A 15,321-nucleotide genomic window follows, 5' to 3' on the forward strand; every position below is an offset into this window, starting at 1 on the left:
ACTGTCACCGCAGAACGCCGCCTGGAGCGGAGACTCCAGGCGGCGGCGATGCGCCCCACCGTTGGCGAGCAGGCCGAGTCCGCGAGGGCGGGTTCAGATCTGGCGGTCGTCGCGATGGCGCCCAAGGGCCCGGCCGAAACGCTCGGAGATGCCCGGCATAAGGCTTTCGCCGTCAGCTGGTCGCTCCAGGCCGAAGACGTAGCCAGGGAAGTCCAGGCCCTTTTGCACGGCCCAGATCGCCTCGTGGTCCTGCGGCGGAAGAATCCGCGCCGGGTCGCCCACGGCCACCCAGCCGATCGGCACCATCGAGTCGGCGGGCAGCACCGTGCGCAGGTGCACGATGCCGTTGATGCGCACCTCTGAGCGCGTCCCGATCCGCGCGCCGTTGAACACCCTGCTGCCGGTTGCCAGAAACACCTCGTCCGCAACCGAGCATCCGGTCAGGTACGAGCCCGGGCCGACCAGGACCTGCCTGCCCAGGCTCAGCGGGTCGCGGCGTGTCCCGCGCAGGACCGCGTTCTCCATCACGATGCAGCCCTCGCCGAGTTCCACCGGGCCGCCTTCGGCGGTGAGCACGGCGCCGAACAGCACCCGGCACCCTGCTCCGACCCGCACGTCCCCGCACAGGGTCGCGGTCGGCGCGACATAGGCCGTGGGATGCACGGTCGGCGAGAAGCCCTCGTGATCGATCAACATGCCCGCGATCATGCCGCAGCCCGGGCCGGCTCCGCGCGCAATTCCACCTGCCGAGATTGCAGACCCCCTGCGCCTGGCTGCTGGGAAAGGAAGGGCGCGTGTGGAGGGAATGGGGGCCGCGTCGCCGGGCGGCCCCTTCACCGATCCTTCGCTTCGAATGCCTGGGCGACGGCCAGGCTGTCCTCGTAGACGTGGTGCCGGGTGACAAGGCCGTCCACGACGGTGAGATGCAGAGCGAACCGCGCCGTGTAGGCACGTCCGGTGGGCCGGGCGGTCTGGCGGATCTCACCCAGCACGACCGCGTCGCTTCCGTCGACAAGGATGCGCTCGACCTCGGTCGCCACACGCTCCGGCACGTGGTGCTCGGCGAGTTCGCGGTAGTGGGCCACGGCGTCAGCACGGGTGGACCGGTGACGGATCCACGGCGTGGCAGTACGGCCGTGCTCGGCCTCCGGCCAGTCGAGCTTCCAATCACCCTGCTCGGCATACAGTTCGGCGATGCGCTCGGGGTCGCCCTCGCCAATTCTGCGCAGCAACTCCTCAACCACGGGGCGCGTGTTGGCAGGTGTGGCTAGGGACATGGCGGACCTCTCCGTCCTGGCCCGCGTCCTGCGACGCGGAGAGATCACCAACCCTGTCAGCATGGGCACGCCGAGACGATTACCTCAGAGGTAAGGGTCCCGGGCCGGAGCACTGGTCGGCCGTCATCATCTGCCTGCACCGGATCACCGGATCGCCGGATCACCGGGGCACCGGGGCACCGGGGCGCCGCTCGGAGTCAGCCGAGAACGTCGCCGGGGGCGAGTCCCGACTCTCCGAGCCAGGTGAAGGTGAGCCCCTCTTCTTCGGCGACGGCGGCGAGCTGCCCCTTGAGACATACGAAGGCGAGCTGGAGGGCTTGGACGGCGTCGATCCCGTGGATCATCCAGACCCTGGATTCTCCGAGCCCGTCGAGCCGGCACGGGCAGACCCAGTCGCCGGCCGGATCGCTGTCACGGCGCGGTGCCCAGAGCCTGACGGCCACGGGGAAGGAGCTCCCGTCCTTGCGGTCGGCGACGACGTCGCGGTGTGCGATGACCTCGCCGAGCTGGATGTCCACCACAGATCCCCCAGTCATTTCGCCCATCGGGTCAAACCATGCTATCGACCGTCAAGTCCGCACCCACTCGTCACCGCGACCACCAGGCGTGCGGCGAGGGGGCAGGGGGACCGACCGGGGTTCCGCTCCGCTCAGCGCGTGCGCTCCTCCGCACCAGTGAGACGGGCGTAGACGACGACGTTGGCCGGGTAGCCGGTCTCCTTCGCGTACGTGCCGCCGCACGTGATGAGGCGCAGTTCGGGGCGGCCCGTGGCTCCGTACACCTGTTGGTCCGGGAAGCCCTTGCGGTCGTGGACCTCGACCGCGTAGACGGTGAACACCGCGGTCGTCCCATCCCGGCGTTCCACTTCTACGCGCTCGCCCTTCTTCATGGCTCCCAGCCGGTAGAAGACGGCAGGGCCCTGCTTGTTGTCGACGTGTCCGGCGATCAGGGCCGTGCCGTCGGATCCGGGGGATGCGCCGTCCGCGTACCAGCCGGCGAGGTTCTTGTCGTCGGGCGGGGGCGCTTGGAGGCTGCGGTCGCTCTCCAGGCCCAGCCCCGCCAGTGGGGCGTCGATGCGCAGCGAGGGTATGCGAACGCGTTCGGGCACGGCCGGGGCCATGGCCTGCGGCCGGGCACTCGCCGTGGGCGCGGGGTCATGCCTGCGGTCGTCGCGCAGCTCTCCGAGGAGGCGGCGTTGAGCACCGAGGAGGCCTTGGCTCTCCGAGGGTTGGGGTGGCGGCTGAGCCGAGTCGTCGGTGGTGATCAGCCAGATCCCCACACCTGCCGCCAGTGCGGTCAGGGATCCGAGCGTCCGGTTGCCCCAACGACGTCCATCCGGCACGTGTGCCCCCCTGCTCCGTGTGCTGTCGATCGATGCTGCGCGGCAGTGCCGGATCCGGGCTCGGGACTCCGGATCCGGCACCACCACACGTGTGCGGCCTGAGCCGCGGACAGGTCAGGCCCGGCCGGATGCCGTCCGGCGGCGTGCCATCCCCTGGACGCGGCCACGGAGCCACCCCCGTGTCAGGCAGGAACCGCGCCTCGGCATCAGCACACGGCCGCCGCACGTACGGCGCATCCCGGAGCACCGTCACCCGTTCGGCGTGTCGTGGACACGGCGAGACGCCGGCATCAACAACCTTGCAGGTGAAGCGATATGTCCAGGCCTGCGATCAAGACCTCGGAAGGTTCGACCGAATGGATGACGGATCTCACCGCCCAACCCGTAGACCAACCCCCTGCGCACGGTGCGGCCGGACTGGCCGTTCATCAGCCCCTTCCGGTCCAGGTCCAGGTCCAGGCCCATCGGCGGCTGCACGGGCCGAGCTCCGTGGAGCAGGGCCCGTACACAGGACGGGGCGGGTCGACGACGGAGCCCCTTCGGGGCGCCGATGTCCCTCTCCCGGGCCTCCTTGGAGGCCGAGCGGATGCGTGCCGGCGGTCAACAACTGCATCCCTGGGGCCCTTTCCAGCAGGCGTCGCAGCCACACACGAGATTCGGCGTCCAGATGGTCGGTGCCGTCGAGAACGAGCAGCATGTCGTGCCCCGCGAGCCACGGAATGGGATCCCCCGTTCCGAACGGCAGAAAGGGCATCCCCTCGACGGAGCCGAGAGCCGTCCACAACTCCGCGAGGCCGCAGGGGCGTTCGATGCCCATCACGGCCACGCCGTCGCTGAAGTTGGAGGCCAGGCGCTCGGCGACTGCCCGCACCAGGCGCGCCCCCGCCCCCTCCGGCCTCGCCACCTCCACGACTCTGGCTCGGCGTACGGCGACGAGCAGCTCGGCCAGCCCTCCCCGGTCTTCCGGTGACCGCCCTGGAGACGGTTCCACTCCCACACGTGCGTGAGTCACGCTTCCCCCCGATATCTACACAATGCTTCGAGCGCGAATGGTCAGGTTCACGCCAATGCAGTGATTATGCGCCACATGGGATCAAGGTCCGTACCTACTCCCAATTCCGGAGAAAGCCCCAATGAACGCGCAGCCGGCATACCGGCACGAGGAACGGCACCCCGCGGACGGCGATTGAGGACCGCTGACCCTGGAGATCCGACCCCGGCGCGATGGGGTCGGATGTTCGGTTTAGGTAGGTCTTAAGGCGGTCGTAAGCCAGCCGGAAGGGCTCCGTTCCCCCGTGGAGCGCTCACTACGTTCGGCGTTCCAGGGAGTCGCATCACGCGGCGCCGACCCCAGGGGACAGGAATCGGCGCCGCTCCTCCCCCGGCTTCCAGCACGTGTGCCACCCGTTCAGGAGATCCGCCAGTGTCCGTTCGCCGTTCAGCCGCCCGTATCGCCACGCTCAGTCTCACGCCGCTCGGCATCGCCGTGTACGCCGCCCTCCCGGCGGCCGCGCACGGCTCGATGACCGACCCGGTCAGCCGGGTCGCCGCCTGCTACGCGGAAGGACCGGAGAATCCGAGTTCGGCGGCATGCAAGGCCGCCGTTGCGGCCAGCGGCAAGCAGGCGTTCTACGACTGGAACGCGGTCAACATCCCCGACGCGGGCGGCCGCAGCAGCCAGATCATCCCCGACGGACGGCTCTGCTCCGCCGGCAACCCCACCTTCAAGGGCCTGGACCTGCCCCGCGGGGACTGGCCCGCCAGCTCGATGACCTCGGGGCAGCGCACCTTCCGCTACAAGGGGACCGCCCCGCATGCCGGCGGCTTCCAGCTCTACATCACCAAGGACGGTTACGACCCCACCAAACCGCTGAAGTGGTCCGACCTCGAAGACGAGCCGTTCGCGAGCGTCAACAGCCCCCAGATGCAGGGCCAGGACTACGTCTTCACCGGTACCGTGCCCCAGCGCACCGGACGCCACCTCATCTACGCGATCTGGCAGCGCTCCGACAGCCCCGAAGCCTTCTACAGCTGCTCCGACGTCGTCTTCGGCGCCGACAACGGCGGCAGCACCACGGGTGGGGCGTCCACCGGAGGGTCCTCCACGGGCGGGAGCGGCACCGGCGGCTCGGGCAGCACCTCGGGATCAGGGTCCACCGGTTCCACGGGGTCCACCGGCGGCACACCGAGCGCCAAGCCCTCGAAGCCGGGCAAGCCCAGCAAGCCGGGCCGCCCCGGGCGCGGCCGCTGGGACCGGATCGGCACGCCCGACTGCCCCTACGCCAAGGCCCCCACCGACACGCAGATCACCCAGGGCGCGCGCATGTCCTCCGTGGAGCACGCGGGCCACGGCGACGACGACCCCGGCACCAACGCCGCGTCCTCCACCCACGGCATCAGGCCCAACGGCGGCTCCGCTCCCCTCGACGGCGAGAACCTCGCCGAAACGGGCGGCAGCAGCACCACCCCTCTCATCGCCCTCACCGGCACCGTCGTCCTCGCCCTCGGCGTCACCTCCAGGATCTTGATCGCCCGACGCCGCCGCACCCGCTGACCGCGACACCGTCCGCCAGGGCCCCCTGGCCGGAGGGAAAGGGACGCGGCCGGGACTGCCCGGAGGGGGCCTCTCCGCCGCTCCCCCGGTGGTGCGTTGGGGTTCCGGTGGCGGGATCGGGCTCCGCACCCGTGGAGACTGTCCTGCAGGGACGCCTGAGGGATCACCGAAGAGGGAGTACGCCATGAGCACCGTCGCGCTGCTGGGGACCGGAATCATGGGGACGGGGATGGCACGGAACCTGCTGCGGTCCGGGCAGGAGGTCCGGGTCTGGAACCGGACCCGGGAGAAGGCGGCCGCGCTGGCCGCCGACGGTGCGGTCGTCGCCGACAGCCCGGCCGATGCGGTGGCCGGGGCGGACGTGGTGATCACCATGCTGGCCGACGGCGCGGCGGTGGCCCGGGCCATGGCCGCCGCCGTGGAGGGGTTGAGCGCCGGTCAGGTGTGGGCGCAGATGGGCACGGTCGGCCTGGCCGACATCGATGAACTGGCCGCCTTCGCCGGCGAACACGGGATGGTCTTCGTGGACGCCCCGGTGCAGGGCACCCGCCAGCCCGCCGAGGACGGGACCCTGGTGGTGCTGGTCGGCGGCCCGGCCGACCCGCGGCTGGACCCGGTCTTCGCCGCCGTCGGGAGCAGCGTGCTGCGGGTCGGGGAGGAGCCCGGGTCCGCGACCCGGCTGAAGCTGGCCACCGTCGGGTACGCGATCACCGTGACGGCCGCGGTCGGCGAGGCCCTGGCGCTGGCCGAGGGGCTGGGGGTGGACCCGGACCTGTTCGCGCGGGTCGTGACCGGCGGCCCGATGGACAGCCCGTACCTCCAGACCAAGATGCGGGCCGTACTGGACCGGGACTTCACGCCGAGTTTCACGGTGCGCGGCGCCGAGAAGGACACCGGTCTGATCGCCGACGCGGCGGAGTCGGCCGGGGTGTCGGTGGACCTGGCCGTCGCCGCGCGGGCCCGTTTCCACCGCGCCGACGCCCTGGGCCACGGCGACGAGGACATGGCGGCCGGCTACTTCGCGGGCTTCCCCGACCAGCCCTGAGCGACGGCCCCGCCCCGGCGTGCGGGGCTCAGCCCTCGTACGGGTGGGGGCGGGTCCGCAGGGTGTGGCCGTGCCGCAGGCCCTCGCGGAAGGCCGCCTCGTACGCCTGGTCGCCGAGCTCCCCGCGTGCCGTGCGCTCGAACTCCTCGCGTACGGAGGCCAGTTCGGGTGTCCCGCGCTGCGGGTGGCCGACGGCCTGCCAGAAGGCTTGGCCCGTGCCGTACGCGCGGGCCGCGCCGGCCCCGTCTCCGGTCGCGGCGCGGGCCGCCGCGAGCAGATCGAGGCCGAGCGCCGTGCCGAAGCTGTCGCCCAGCTCCCGCTTGCTCTCCAGCATGGCGCGGGCGTGTACGGCGGACTCGGCGGGGCGGCCCTCGAAGAGGCAGATCAGGGCCAGTTGGTAGTCGGCGTAGGCCCGGGTCCAGTGTTCGCCCCGCTCGGCGCAGCCGGCGCGCAGCAGTTCGGCCTCTTCCCGGGCGTCGGTGAACAGGCCCGTTCCGGTGAGCGCGAAGACCCGTACGAGGTGGCAGCGGATCCGGGGCCCCGAGTCGAACGGCGTGCCGGGGAAGGCTTCGAGGGCGTTGTCGGAGACGATCCGCGCGGCCAGCGGCCGTCCGGCCAGCAGGTGACTCAGGCCCAGCAGGTACGCGGCGTCCAGCGCCGGGCCCGCATCCCCCTCCGGGCCCTCGTCGAGCCCCGCGGCCAGGGCCTCGCAGCCGATGGCGATCCGGTGGGCCTGCTCCTGTTCGCCCTGGAGCAGCAGGGTCACCCCGAGGGCCCACAGGGCGCGCACCCGGGTCCGCGGGTGCACTTCCTCGGGCCGTGCGGCGGCCAGCGCCCGCTCCAGGTAGCCGCGGGCGGCGTGCAGGTGGCCGCAGCAGGCCCAGTAGAAGCCGGCCCGGGCGGCCAGGTCCAGGGCCCGTTCGGGGGCGGTGGCCAGGTGGTGTTCGAGGGCCGCGCACAGGTCTTTGTGCACCGCCTCGACCCTGCGGTATCCGATCCGCTGGGCGGGCCCGAGCCAGTCCCGCTCGGCGGTGCGCACGAGCTCGGTGAAGTACGCGGCGTGCGCCTCCCGGAGCGCCTCGCGCTCCCCGGCCTCGTCGCGCCACATGGCCCCGTACTCCCGGATCGTGTCCAGCATCCGGTACGAGCCGTCCGCGCCTCGGCGTACGACGGACTTGGCGACCAGCGCGTCGAGCAGCGGCGGGATGTCCGTCTCGGTGAGCGGGGCGGCGCGGCAGACGGCGCGTGCGGCCTCCAGGTCGAAGGAGCCGCCGAAGACGGACAGCCTCAGCCACAGGAGCCGTTCGCGCGGCGTGCACCACTCATGGCTCCAGCCGATGGCGGTGCGCAGCGCGCGGTGGCGCGGCGGCCGGACGGGCGCGGGTGCGGCCAGCGGGCCGATCCTGCGGGCGAGCCGCTCGGCCAGCTCCTCGATGGTGTGGTCGGTCAACTGCGCGGCGGCCAGTTCCAGCGCGAGGGGTACCCCTTCGAGGCGGGCGCACACGGAGCGGGCGGCCTCGAGCCGGGCCTCGGTCCAGGGCGGCGCCTGCCCGGGGGCGGCGGTGGCGGCCCGCCGGGTGAACAGGGATAGGGCTTCCTCGGGGCCCGACGGGTCCGCGGCGTGCGGCAACGGGCCGATGTCCAGCACGTGTTCGTCCGCCAGTCCGAGCGGCTGCCTGCTGGTGAGCAGCAGGACGAGGTGCGGGGCGGCGTCGAGCAACTCCCGTACGAGGCCCCGTACGGCGGTCACCAGATGCTCGCAGCAGTCCAGTACGAGGAGCAGCCGGCGCCCGCCGATCCATTGCCGCACCGCTGCGGCCGGGGTACGGGCGGTGTGGTCGGCGAGGTCCAGGGCGTCGGCCACGGTGGCCACGAGCAGTCGCTCGTCGGGCAGCGGGGAGAGGTCGGCCCAGTGGACCCCGTCGGGGAAGGGGCCCGGCTGGGCGCCGGCCACCGCCGGGCGGCAATCCCCTACCGGGTCGGCGGCGCCCACTGGACCGACGGCGTCCAGTGGGCGCATGGCATCCGCCGGACTGGCGGCGTCCGTTGGACGGGCGGCTTCCGCCGAGCCAGCGGCCTCCAGTGGACCAGCGGCGTCCGGTGGACCAGCAGTGTCGGCCGGACCAGCGGCCTCCGGTGGACCAGCGGCGTCTGCCAGGCCGGCAGGCCCTGGCCCTGGCACGCCGGCCCGGCCGGGGCCGCTCACCCCCGCAGCCCCCGCGAGGTCAACCGCGCGGCGGGCCAGGCGGGTCTTGCCGACGCCGCCCGGTCCGGTCAGGGTGATCAGCCGCCGCTCGCGCAAAGCCCTTTCGAGCAGGGCCAGTTCTGCGGTCCGCCCCACGAAGGAGGCGGAGTCCCCGGCCTCGTACCCGTCGCCATGTCCCAGCACCCGACCAGTGTGGCGTACGGGGCGGGTGCCACGGGTGCGGTCGCTCTCGGCCGGGGTCCCGGCTCAGGGTGCCCGCGGCACGGGGCGTCACCGCTCCGGGCTGCGGATGCGCGGGCGCCCGGGGGGCGTCGCAGGTGACGGCGCGCCCGTTGGTGCCGCAGTGGGTGTGGTGGAGCTTCCCCGTCTTGGTGATGGCCTTGATCTTCACGTCGTTGCCCTGGACGGCCAGGGCGACGGTGCAGACGCCGACGGGGTGGCCGGTGACCGGTGCCCCCGTGAGGTCGGTCCGGTCGAAGTCGCCCCACCGGCCCGCCGATTCGCGGGCCGGACCTGCCCGCGGCCGACGGCCGGCGCTCATCTCACGTGCAGCCCGAAGCCCGTGCGGCCCGCGGGCTCCAGGCCCTCTTTCAGGTGCAGCGAGGGGATCTCGTACTCGCCGAAGTTCTGCCGCCGGAAGGCGATGGGCTCGGTCGACTCCAGGGTGAGCAGCCGCTCCACCCAGGCCTTCGCGACGTCCGCGTAGTCCTCGCCGGACATCCGGTCCGTGCTGTACAGCACGAACGGCGGCAGCGCCTCGATCCCCGGGTAGTAGAGGATCCCGTGGTGGATCGGGAACAGCAGGTCGTCGATGGGGCCGTTGATACCGCGAGCGGCATAGTGCGACTCCGGGCCGCCGACGGTCACCGACAGCAGGGCCCTGCGGCCCGCGAGGGTGCCTTCGCCGAAGCGCTCCCCGTACTGGGTGGCGCTGTGTTCGCCGACTCCGTACGCGAAGCGATAGGTGAACACCCGGTCCACCCAGCCCTTGAGGATCGCGGGCATCGTGTACCACCACAGCGGGAACTGGAAGATGACCGTGTCGGCCCACAGCAGCTTCTCCTGCTCGGCGAGCACGTCCGGGGTGAGCTCCCCGGCCTCGAAGGCCCGGCCCGAGTCCAGGGCGACCTTCAGCGGACTCGATGCGTGGCGGCCGTAGTCCGCGGCGTCCACGACGGCCTTCCAGCCCATCGCGTACAGATCGCTCACCCGCACCTCGTGGCCGGCGCCCTCCAAGGTGGAGACCGCCAGGTCCTTCAGCGAGCTGTTGAGCGACTTCGGCTCGGGGTGGGCGTAGACGATCAGCGTCTTCACGGGAACTCCTCCGGATCGGATGCCTCGATCCTGGGCCCCGCGGCGCCCGGTGTTCAGGGGCGCGCCTTCCATCGGACCGGACTTCCTGGTACCGGCAGGGCCACCTTGGCGGGCGCCGTCGCGGCCATACTGGACCCATGGACGATCTTGCGGGCTTCCTGCGGACCCGGCGCGCACGGGTCAATCCGGCGGCCGTCGGCATCCCCACCGACAGCCGCCGCCGGGTCGAGGGGCTGCGCCGCGAAGAGGTCGCGCACCTGTCCGGTGTCAGCGTCGACTACTACGTGCGCCTGGAGCAGGGCCGTGCGACCCAGCCCTCCGAGCAGGTCCTCGACGCGCTCGCCCGGGTCCTCGGCCTCGACGAGACCGAGCGCGGGCACCTCTACCGGCTCTCCCGGCAGCGCCGCCGCCGCGCGAAGGCGCCGGGCGGGCGGATCCGCCCGGAGGTGCTGCGCGTCCTCGACCTCGTCGCCGGCGCACCCGCGCTGATCATGGACCACCGGCTCGACGCGCTGGCCGGGAACCGCCTCGCCGAGCTCCTCTTCGGCCGGCCGATGCCGGGCCTGAACACCGCCCGGCACATCTTCCTGGAGGAGGCCGAGCGCGGCCTCTACGCGGACTGGGAGCAGTGCACCCTCGACGTGGTCGGGCACCTGCGCCTGGCCGCGGGCCAGTACCCCGAGGACCCCAAACTGGCTTCGCTCATAGGCGAACTGGCGATGGGCAGCGAGCGGTTCCGCCGGCTGTGGGCCCGTGCGGACGTGCGCGCCCGCACCCACGGCCGCAAGGCGTTCCGCCACCCGCTGGTCGGACTGCTGGAACTGCACCAGGAGAACTTCGCGCTGCCGGGCGAATCCGGCATGGAACTGCTGGTCCTGTCCGCGGCCCCCGGCAGCCCCGCCGAAGACGGCCTCCGGCTGCTCGCGGGCCTGGGCGCGGACAGCACCGACGCCCGCCCCCCGGCGAACGTCCCGGTACGGGACTGACCGGGAGGCACTGCTGGAGAGCGACTACGAGGGGACCAGCTCGCTGGAGCGCTTCGCGGCGCGGCCCACCTGGTGGACCCGGTTCTTCGGCACGGTCGGGTGATCCGACCTCCCGGCGGGTCCCTTCGGGGAGATCCGAGACGGACGGACTAGGGAGCGAGTACGTCCAGTTCCTCCAGCGCGCCCACCGCGATCTGCCGCGTCAGCGCCTCCGCGGCGGCCGCGTCGCCCTCCCGTACGGCCTCGGCGACCCGGACGTGCAGGGTGACGGCGGCCGGGTCCGGGTCGTGGAACATCACCGCGTGCCGGGTGCGCCCGGTCAGGACCTCGGCGACGACGTCGCCGAGCCGCGCGAACATCTCGTTGCCGGAGGCGTTGAGCACGATCCGGTGGAAGGCGATGTCGTGGTGGAGGTATCCGTCGAGCTGGTGGCCGCGTGAGGTGCGGACCATGCCCAGGGCAGCCTCGGTGAGCTCGGCGCACTGCTCGGGGGTGGCCCGCAGCGCCGCGAGTCCGGCCGCGACCGGTTCGATGGCCGAGCGCAGCACGGTGAGCGAGCGCAACTGGCGGGGGCGGTCCGCGCCGGCGAGGCGCCAGCGGATGACGCGCGGGTCGTAGACGTTCCACTCCTCCGTGGGGCGGACGGTGACGCCGACCCGGCGGCGGGACTCGACCAGCTGCATCGACTCCAGCACGCGGACCACTTCGCGGACCACGGTCCGGGAGGCTTCGAAGCGTTCGGCGATCTCGTCGGTGCGCAGCACGCTGCCGGGTGGGTGCTCCCCCGCCGTGATCGCCAGGCCGATCGTGTCCAGTACGCGGGAGTGGAGCCCTTGGCCGCCCGGCCCGCCCGCTCCGCCCGGTCCGCCCGGCCCTTCAGTGGTCATGGCGTAAGCGTACGGTGACCACCGAATGGACAAAAGATGTGATGTTTTACCGATGACCCCTTGAATAAGTACTACGTAATGGGCTTCAGTGGAGCCCAGGTCCTCCGGGCCGGTGTCAACGAGGACAAGGACGACGAAAACGAGGTGCGCAATGACGCGCGTCATTGTGGTGATGGGTGTGGCCGGGACGGGAAAGACGACCGTGGGCCGGCTGCTCGCCGACGCGCTCGCCCTCCCCTACGCGGAGGGCGACGCCTTCCACCCGGCGGCCAACGTCGCCAAGATGTCCGCCGGCACCCCCCTGGACGACGCGGACCGCCGGCCCTGGCTGGACGCGATCGGCGAATGGATGCGCAACCGGGCCGGGATCGGCGGCGGGGTCGTCTCCGCCTCCTCCCTCAAGCGGGCCTACCGCGACCGGCTGCGGGCCATCGCGCCGGACACCGTCTTCGTCCACCTCACCGGCGAACGGCCGCTGATCGAGGAGCGCATGGCCGCGCGCAAGGGGCACTTCATGCCCACCACGCTGCTGGATTCGCAGTTCGCCACGCTGGAGCCGCTCCAGCCGGACGAACTCGGCGTCCTCGTCGACGTGTCCGGAGCCCCGGAGGAGATCACCGCGCGGGCGCTCGCCGCCCTGCGCCGCCTCCCGGCGCCGGTCGCGTAACCAGCGGTCGCACGACCACCGGTCGCATAGCCACCGGTCGCGCGACCACCCGGTCCCCCACTCCGTCCCGGCACGTCCCGCCCCCGCCCTACCCCGTCATGCCCTGCCCCAGAACCAGAACGAAGGAACCGTCAACGTGACCAGTCTCAGCGCCGAGACTCTCGCAGCGGCCGCCACCGAGCCGATCACCTCGGCCGGCAACACCCAGCTGGGGATCGCCGTCCTCGCGGGCATAGCCGTCATCGTCCTGCTCATCACCCGCCTCAAGCTGCACGCCTTCCTGGCGCTGACGCTCGGTTCGCTCGCCCTCGGGGTGTTCGCCGGCGCTCCCCTGGCCAAGACCGTCTCCAGCTTCACGGCCGGGCTCGGCGCCACCGTCGCGGGGGTCGGCGTACTGATCGCGCTCGGCGCCATCCTCGGGAAGCTGCTCGCCGACTCGGGCGGCGCGGACGAGATCGTGGACACCATCCTGGCGCGCGCCAAGGGCCGGGCCATGCCCTGGGCGATGGTGCTGATCGCCTCGGTGATCGGCCTCCCCCTCTTCTTCGAGGTCGGCATCGTGCTGCTGATCCCGGTGGTCCTGCTGGTGGCCAAGCGGGGCAACTACTCGCTCATGCGGATCGGCATCCCCGCGCTGGCCGGGCTGTCCGTGATGCACGGGCTGATCCCGCCGCACCCCGGTCCGCTGGTCGCCATCGACGCGCTCCACGCCAACCTGGGGCTCACCCTCGCGCTCGGCGTGCTCGTCGCCATCCCGACCGTCGTCATCGCGGGCCCGGTGTTCTCCCGGTACGCGGCCCGGTGGGTGGACATCCCGGCGCCCGACCACATGGTCCCGCAGCGGCCCTCGGAGGAGCTCGAACACCGCCCGAGCTTCGGGGCGACGGTCTTCACGGTGCTGCTGCCGGTGGCCCTGATGCTGATGAAGGCCCTGGTCGACATCGTGGTCAACGATCCGGCCAACGCGGTCCAGCGGGTCACCGACGTGGCGGGCTCCCCGCTGATCGCGCTGCTCGCGGCGGTGCTCGTGGGCATGTTCACCCTCGGCCGGGCGGCCGGGTTCACCAAGGCGCGGCTGTCCGTGACGGTGGAGAAGTCGCTGGCCCCGATCGCGGGCATCCTGCTGATCGTGGGTGCGGGCGGCGGCTTCAAGGCGACGCTGATCGACGTGGGCGTCGGCCAGATGATCATGGACCTGTCCGAGCACTGGGCGATACCGACCCTGCTGCTGGCCTGGCTCATCGCCGTGGCCATCCGCCTGGCGACGGGCTCGGCGACGGTCGCCACCATCTCCGCGGCCGGACTGGTGGCCCCGCTCGCGGCGGGCATGTCGTCCACGGAGACGGCCCTGCTGGTCCTCGCCATCGGAGCGGGGTCCCTGTTCTTCAGCCACGTCAACGACGCCGGGTTCTGGCTCGTGAAGGAGTACTTCGGCATGACGGTCGGCCAGACCCTCAAAACCTGGTCGGTGATGGAGACGATCATCTCGGTGGTCGGCCTGGGCTTCGTCCTGCTGCTGTCCCTGGTCCTCTGACACCAAGCCGCCCGCTCCCCGGCCGGCTTGCGGTCAGCCCGTCCGCCGGTGCCTGCCCCGCGTCCCCTCCCGGGACCCGGGGCGGGCCAGTTGGGCCGCCGCCAGCTCGAAGCCGCCGGCCGCGGTGGCGCAGCGGTCGGCCAGCGAGGCCACCTCGGCGCGGAAGGCGTCGCCTCCCGGGCCCTGCCAGCGCAGGTCTCCGGCGGCGATGCGGAGCCGTTCGGCGTGCGAACGCAGGGCGGCCGAGTGGGCGCGCAGGCCCTCGGCCGGGGCCGGACGGGTCTCGGCCCGGGGCGCGGGCCCGGCGGTGTCCGTCACTGGGTCCGCCCCGGGACGTAGACGTCGGGATGTCCCGGCAGCCGTACGAGGTGGCTTCCGGTGACCCGGCCGCCGAAGCCCGCGAGGACCGCCGCCGGACCCGGCTCGGGGCCGGAACCCACCCAGGTGACCCGGTACACGGTGGTGAACTCCCGGCTCGCGGCCAGCCGTCCGGCCGTCCGGGCGCCCGGACCGTGGCCGAGCAGGGCGAGTTCGGTCCCGGAGGGCACCAGGCGGCGTACGGTCGCGGCCACGTCCCGGACGTGCGCGGCCGGCTCCTCGTACGGGGCGTCGTTGCGGCCGGACTCCGTTGGCGGTCCGGCGAGTTGGAGCACGCACCGCTCCACCCCGTCCGCGCCGACGACCTGCTGGAGCAGGACCGCGCCCGCGGCTTCACCGATCCGGTCGGCGTTGCCCCGGTACCCGGCCGGGGTGCCGGTGGTGTCCAGCTCGGCGAGGAGGCGGCTGCCCGGCTCGGAGCAGGCGGGGCCCCGGTCGAAGAAGGCCCGCAGGGCGGCGCCGATCCCCAGGAGCGGCTCCGCGGCCACGGGCCTGCCGGTGGCCACCTGCCAGCCGGCGTGATCGTTGAACGGGTTGTCGTCGGTCAGCGCGTTCCAGGCCAGGACGTCGGCGAAGGAGGGGCTGAGCAGGGCGAAGGCGGGACCCTCGCCGCGTCGGTGCACGAGTTCGCGGAACGCCCGGACGGCGTCCGCCTGCCGGCCCTCCTCCGCCGCGAGGAACACCTCGGCGGCGGCCGGGTCCACCGACCGCGCCGGGTTACGGGCGCTCTCGGCCCGGATCCGGCCCCTGAGGCCGCACACCGCGAGGCTGACGGCAAGGCTCTCCCGGCCGGTGAGGACCCCGGCGAGCCACCCGGCCCGCGCCACGCCCCGGCCCCGGGCGGCCCACCCGAGTCCGTCCGGGTCGGTGAGGGCGCGCAGCAGCGTACGCCAGGCCGCGCGGCGGCGACTGCCGAGACCCAGTGCGGTGACCGGCAGCCGGGAGCCGAGGGCCAGCCGGGAGGCGTAGCGGGAGGCTTCGCCGACGGCGTCGGCCGCCTCGGCCAGTTCCCGGCACAGGGCGCCCAGTTGATCGGCGTCCGGGTCGGTGGGCGCGGAGGTCGCGGAGGTGCCGGGGGTCGCGGCGTCGGACATGGATTCCTCGTCGGGTCGGATGAGCGTCGGGCAGGAC

The 15,321-nt window shown here is 72.8% G+C and carries 14 protein-coding genes; 5 read left to right on the forward strand and 9 right to left on the reverse strand.

From position 1 onward, the window contains the following. Positions 1 to 93: 93 nt before the first annotated feature. The 4 genes from OG276_RS01890 to OG276_RS01905 all read right to left on the reverse strand — a co-directional run bounded on the left by OG276_RS01890 (position 94) and on the right by OG276_RS01905 (position 2,619). Entirely contained in the window at positions 94 to 696 is a 603-nt protein-coding gene (locus OG276_RS01890) for a gamma carbonic anhydrase family protein (RefSeq protein ID WP_266902015.1), read from the reverse strand. 137 nt (positions 697 to 833) lie between these two features. Beyond that, entirely contained in the window at positions 834 to 1,277 is a 444-nt protein-coding gene (locus OG276_RS01895) for a nuclear transport factor 2 family protein (RefSeq protein WP_266902017.1), read from the reverse strand. A 197-nt stretch (positions 1,278 to 1,474) separates the two neighbouring features. After that, positions 1,475 to 1,813, reverse strand: a complete 339-nt coding sequence (locus tag OG276_RS01900) for a hypothetical protein (protein ID WP_266902019.1) — start codon at positions 1,811 to 1,813, stop codon at positions 1,475 to 1,477. A 113-nt stretch (positions 1,814 to 1,926) separates the two neighbouring features. Beyond that, positions 1,927 to 2,619, reverse strand: a complete 693-nt coding sequence (locus OG276_RS01905) for a class F sortase (protein WP_266902021.1) — start codon at positions 2,617 to 2,619, stop codon at positions 1,927 to 1,929. 1,423 nt (positions 2,620 to 4,042) lie between these two features. Between OG276_RS01905 and OG276_RS01910 the strand changes: the two genes are divergently transcribed. Then, positions 4,043 to 5,173, forward strand: a complete 1,131-nt coding sequence (locus OG276_RS01910) for a lytic polysaccharide monooxygenase (RefSeq protein ID WP_266902023.1) — start codon at positions 4,043 to 4,045, stop codon at positions 5,171 to 5,173. Positions 5,174 to 5,357: 184 nt separating this feature from the next. Beyond that, the gene (locus tag OG276_RS01915) at positions 5,358 to 6,218 is read left to right on the forward strand and encodes an NAD(P)-dependent oxidoreductase (RefSeq protein ID WP_266902025.1); all 861 of its coding nucleotides are present in this window, start codon (positions 5,358 to 5,360) and stop codon (positions 6,216 to 6,218) included. A gap of 28 nt (positions 6,219 to 6,246) precedes the next feature. Here OG276_RS01915 and OG276_RS01920 read toward each other — a convergent pair whose 3' ends face one another. Beyond that, the gene (locus OG276_RS01920) at positions 6,247 to 8,238 is read right to left on the reverse strand and encodes a regulator (RefSeq protein WP_266902027.1); all 1,992 of its coding nucleotides are present in this window, start codon (positions 8,236 to 8,238) and stop codon (positions 6,247 to 6,249) included. A 723-nt stretch (positions 8,239 to 8,961) separates the two neighbouring features. After that, positions 8,962 to 9,738, reverse strand: coding sequence for an NAD(P)H-dependent oxidoreductase (locus OG276_RS01925; RefSeq protein ID WP_266902029.1), 777 nt, complete (start codon positions 9,736 to 9,738; stop codon positions 8,962 to 8,964). A 137-nt stretch (positions 9,739 to 9,875) separates the two neighbouring features. Here OG276_RS01925 and OG276_RS01930 point away from each other — a divergent pair, with 137 nt between their 5' ends. Beyond that, positions 9,876 to 10,724, forward strand: coding sequence for a helix-turn-helix transcriptional regulator (locus tag OG276_RS01930; protein ID WP_266902031.1), 849 nt, complete (start codon positions 9,876 to 9,878; stop codon positions 10,722 to 10,724). 149 nt (positions 10,725 to 10,873) lie between these two features. On the opposite strand, the gene OG276_RS01935 is transcribed toward OG276_RS01930, so the two are convergent. Further along, positions 10,874 to 11,611: a FadR/GntR family transcriptional regulator gene (locus tag OG276_RS01935; RefSeq protein WP_266902033.1), complete on the reverse strand. Its 738-nt coding sequence runs from the start codon at positions 11,609 to 11,611 to the stop codon at positions 10,874 to 10,876. Between the two features lie 151 nt (positions 11,612 to 11,762). Between OG276_RS01935 and OG276_RS01940 the strand changes: the two genes are divergently transcribed. Further along, positions 11,763 to 12,278, forward strand: a complete 516-nt coding sequence (locus OG276_RS01940; protein WP_266902035.1) for a gluconokinase — start codon at positions 11,763 to 11,765, stop codon at positions 12,276 to 12,278. 136 nt (positions 12,279 to 12,414) lie between these two features. Beyond that, positions 12,415 to 13,812 carry a gluconate:H+ symporter gene (locus tag OG276_RS01945; protein WP_266902037.1) on the forward strand — a complete coding sequence of 466 codons (1,398 nt, stop codon included), beginning with the start codon at positions 12,415 to 12,417 and terminating at the stop codon, positions 13,810 to 13,812. A gap of 33 nt (positions 13,813 to 13,845) precedes the next feature. Here the strand turns inward: OG276_RS01945 and OG276_RS01950 are convergent, their stop codons facing one another. Next, positions 13,846 to 14,130 carry a hypothetical protein gene (locus OG276_RS01950; protein ID WP_266902039.1) on the reverse strand — a complete coding sequence of 95 codons (285 nt, stop codon included), beginning with the start codon at positions 14,128 to 14,130 and terminating at the stop codon, positions 13,846 to 13,848. Next, positions 14,127 to 15,284, reverse strand: coding sequence for a hypothetical protein (locus OG276_RS01955; protein WP_266902041.1), 1,158 nt, complete (start codon positions 15,282 to 15,284; stop codon positions 14,127 to 14,129). Before OG276_RS01955 ends, OG276_RS01950 begins: the two co-directional genes overlap by 4 nt. Positions 15,285 to 15,321: the final 37 nt, after the last annotated feature.

The organism is Streptomyces sp. NBC_00086 (assembly GCF_026343255.1).
Lineage (GTDB): Bacteria > Actinomycetota > Actinomycetes > Streptomycetales > Streptomycetaceae > Streptomyces.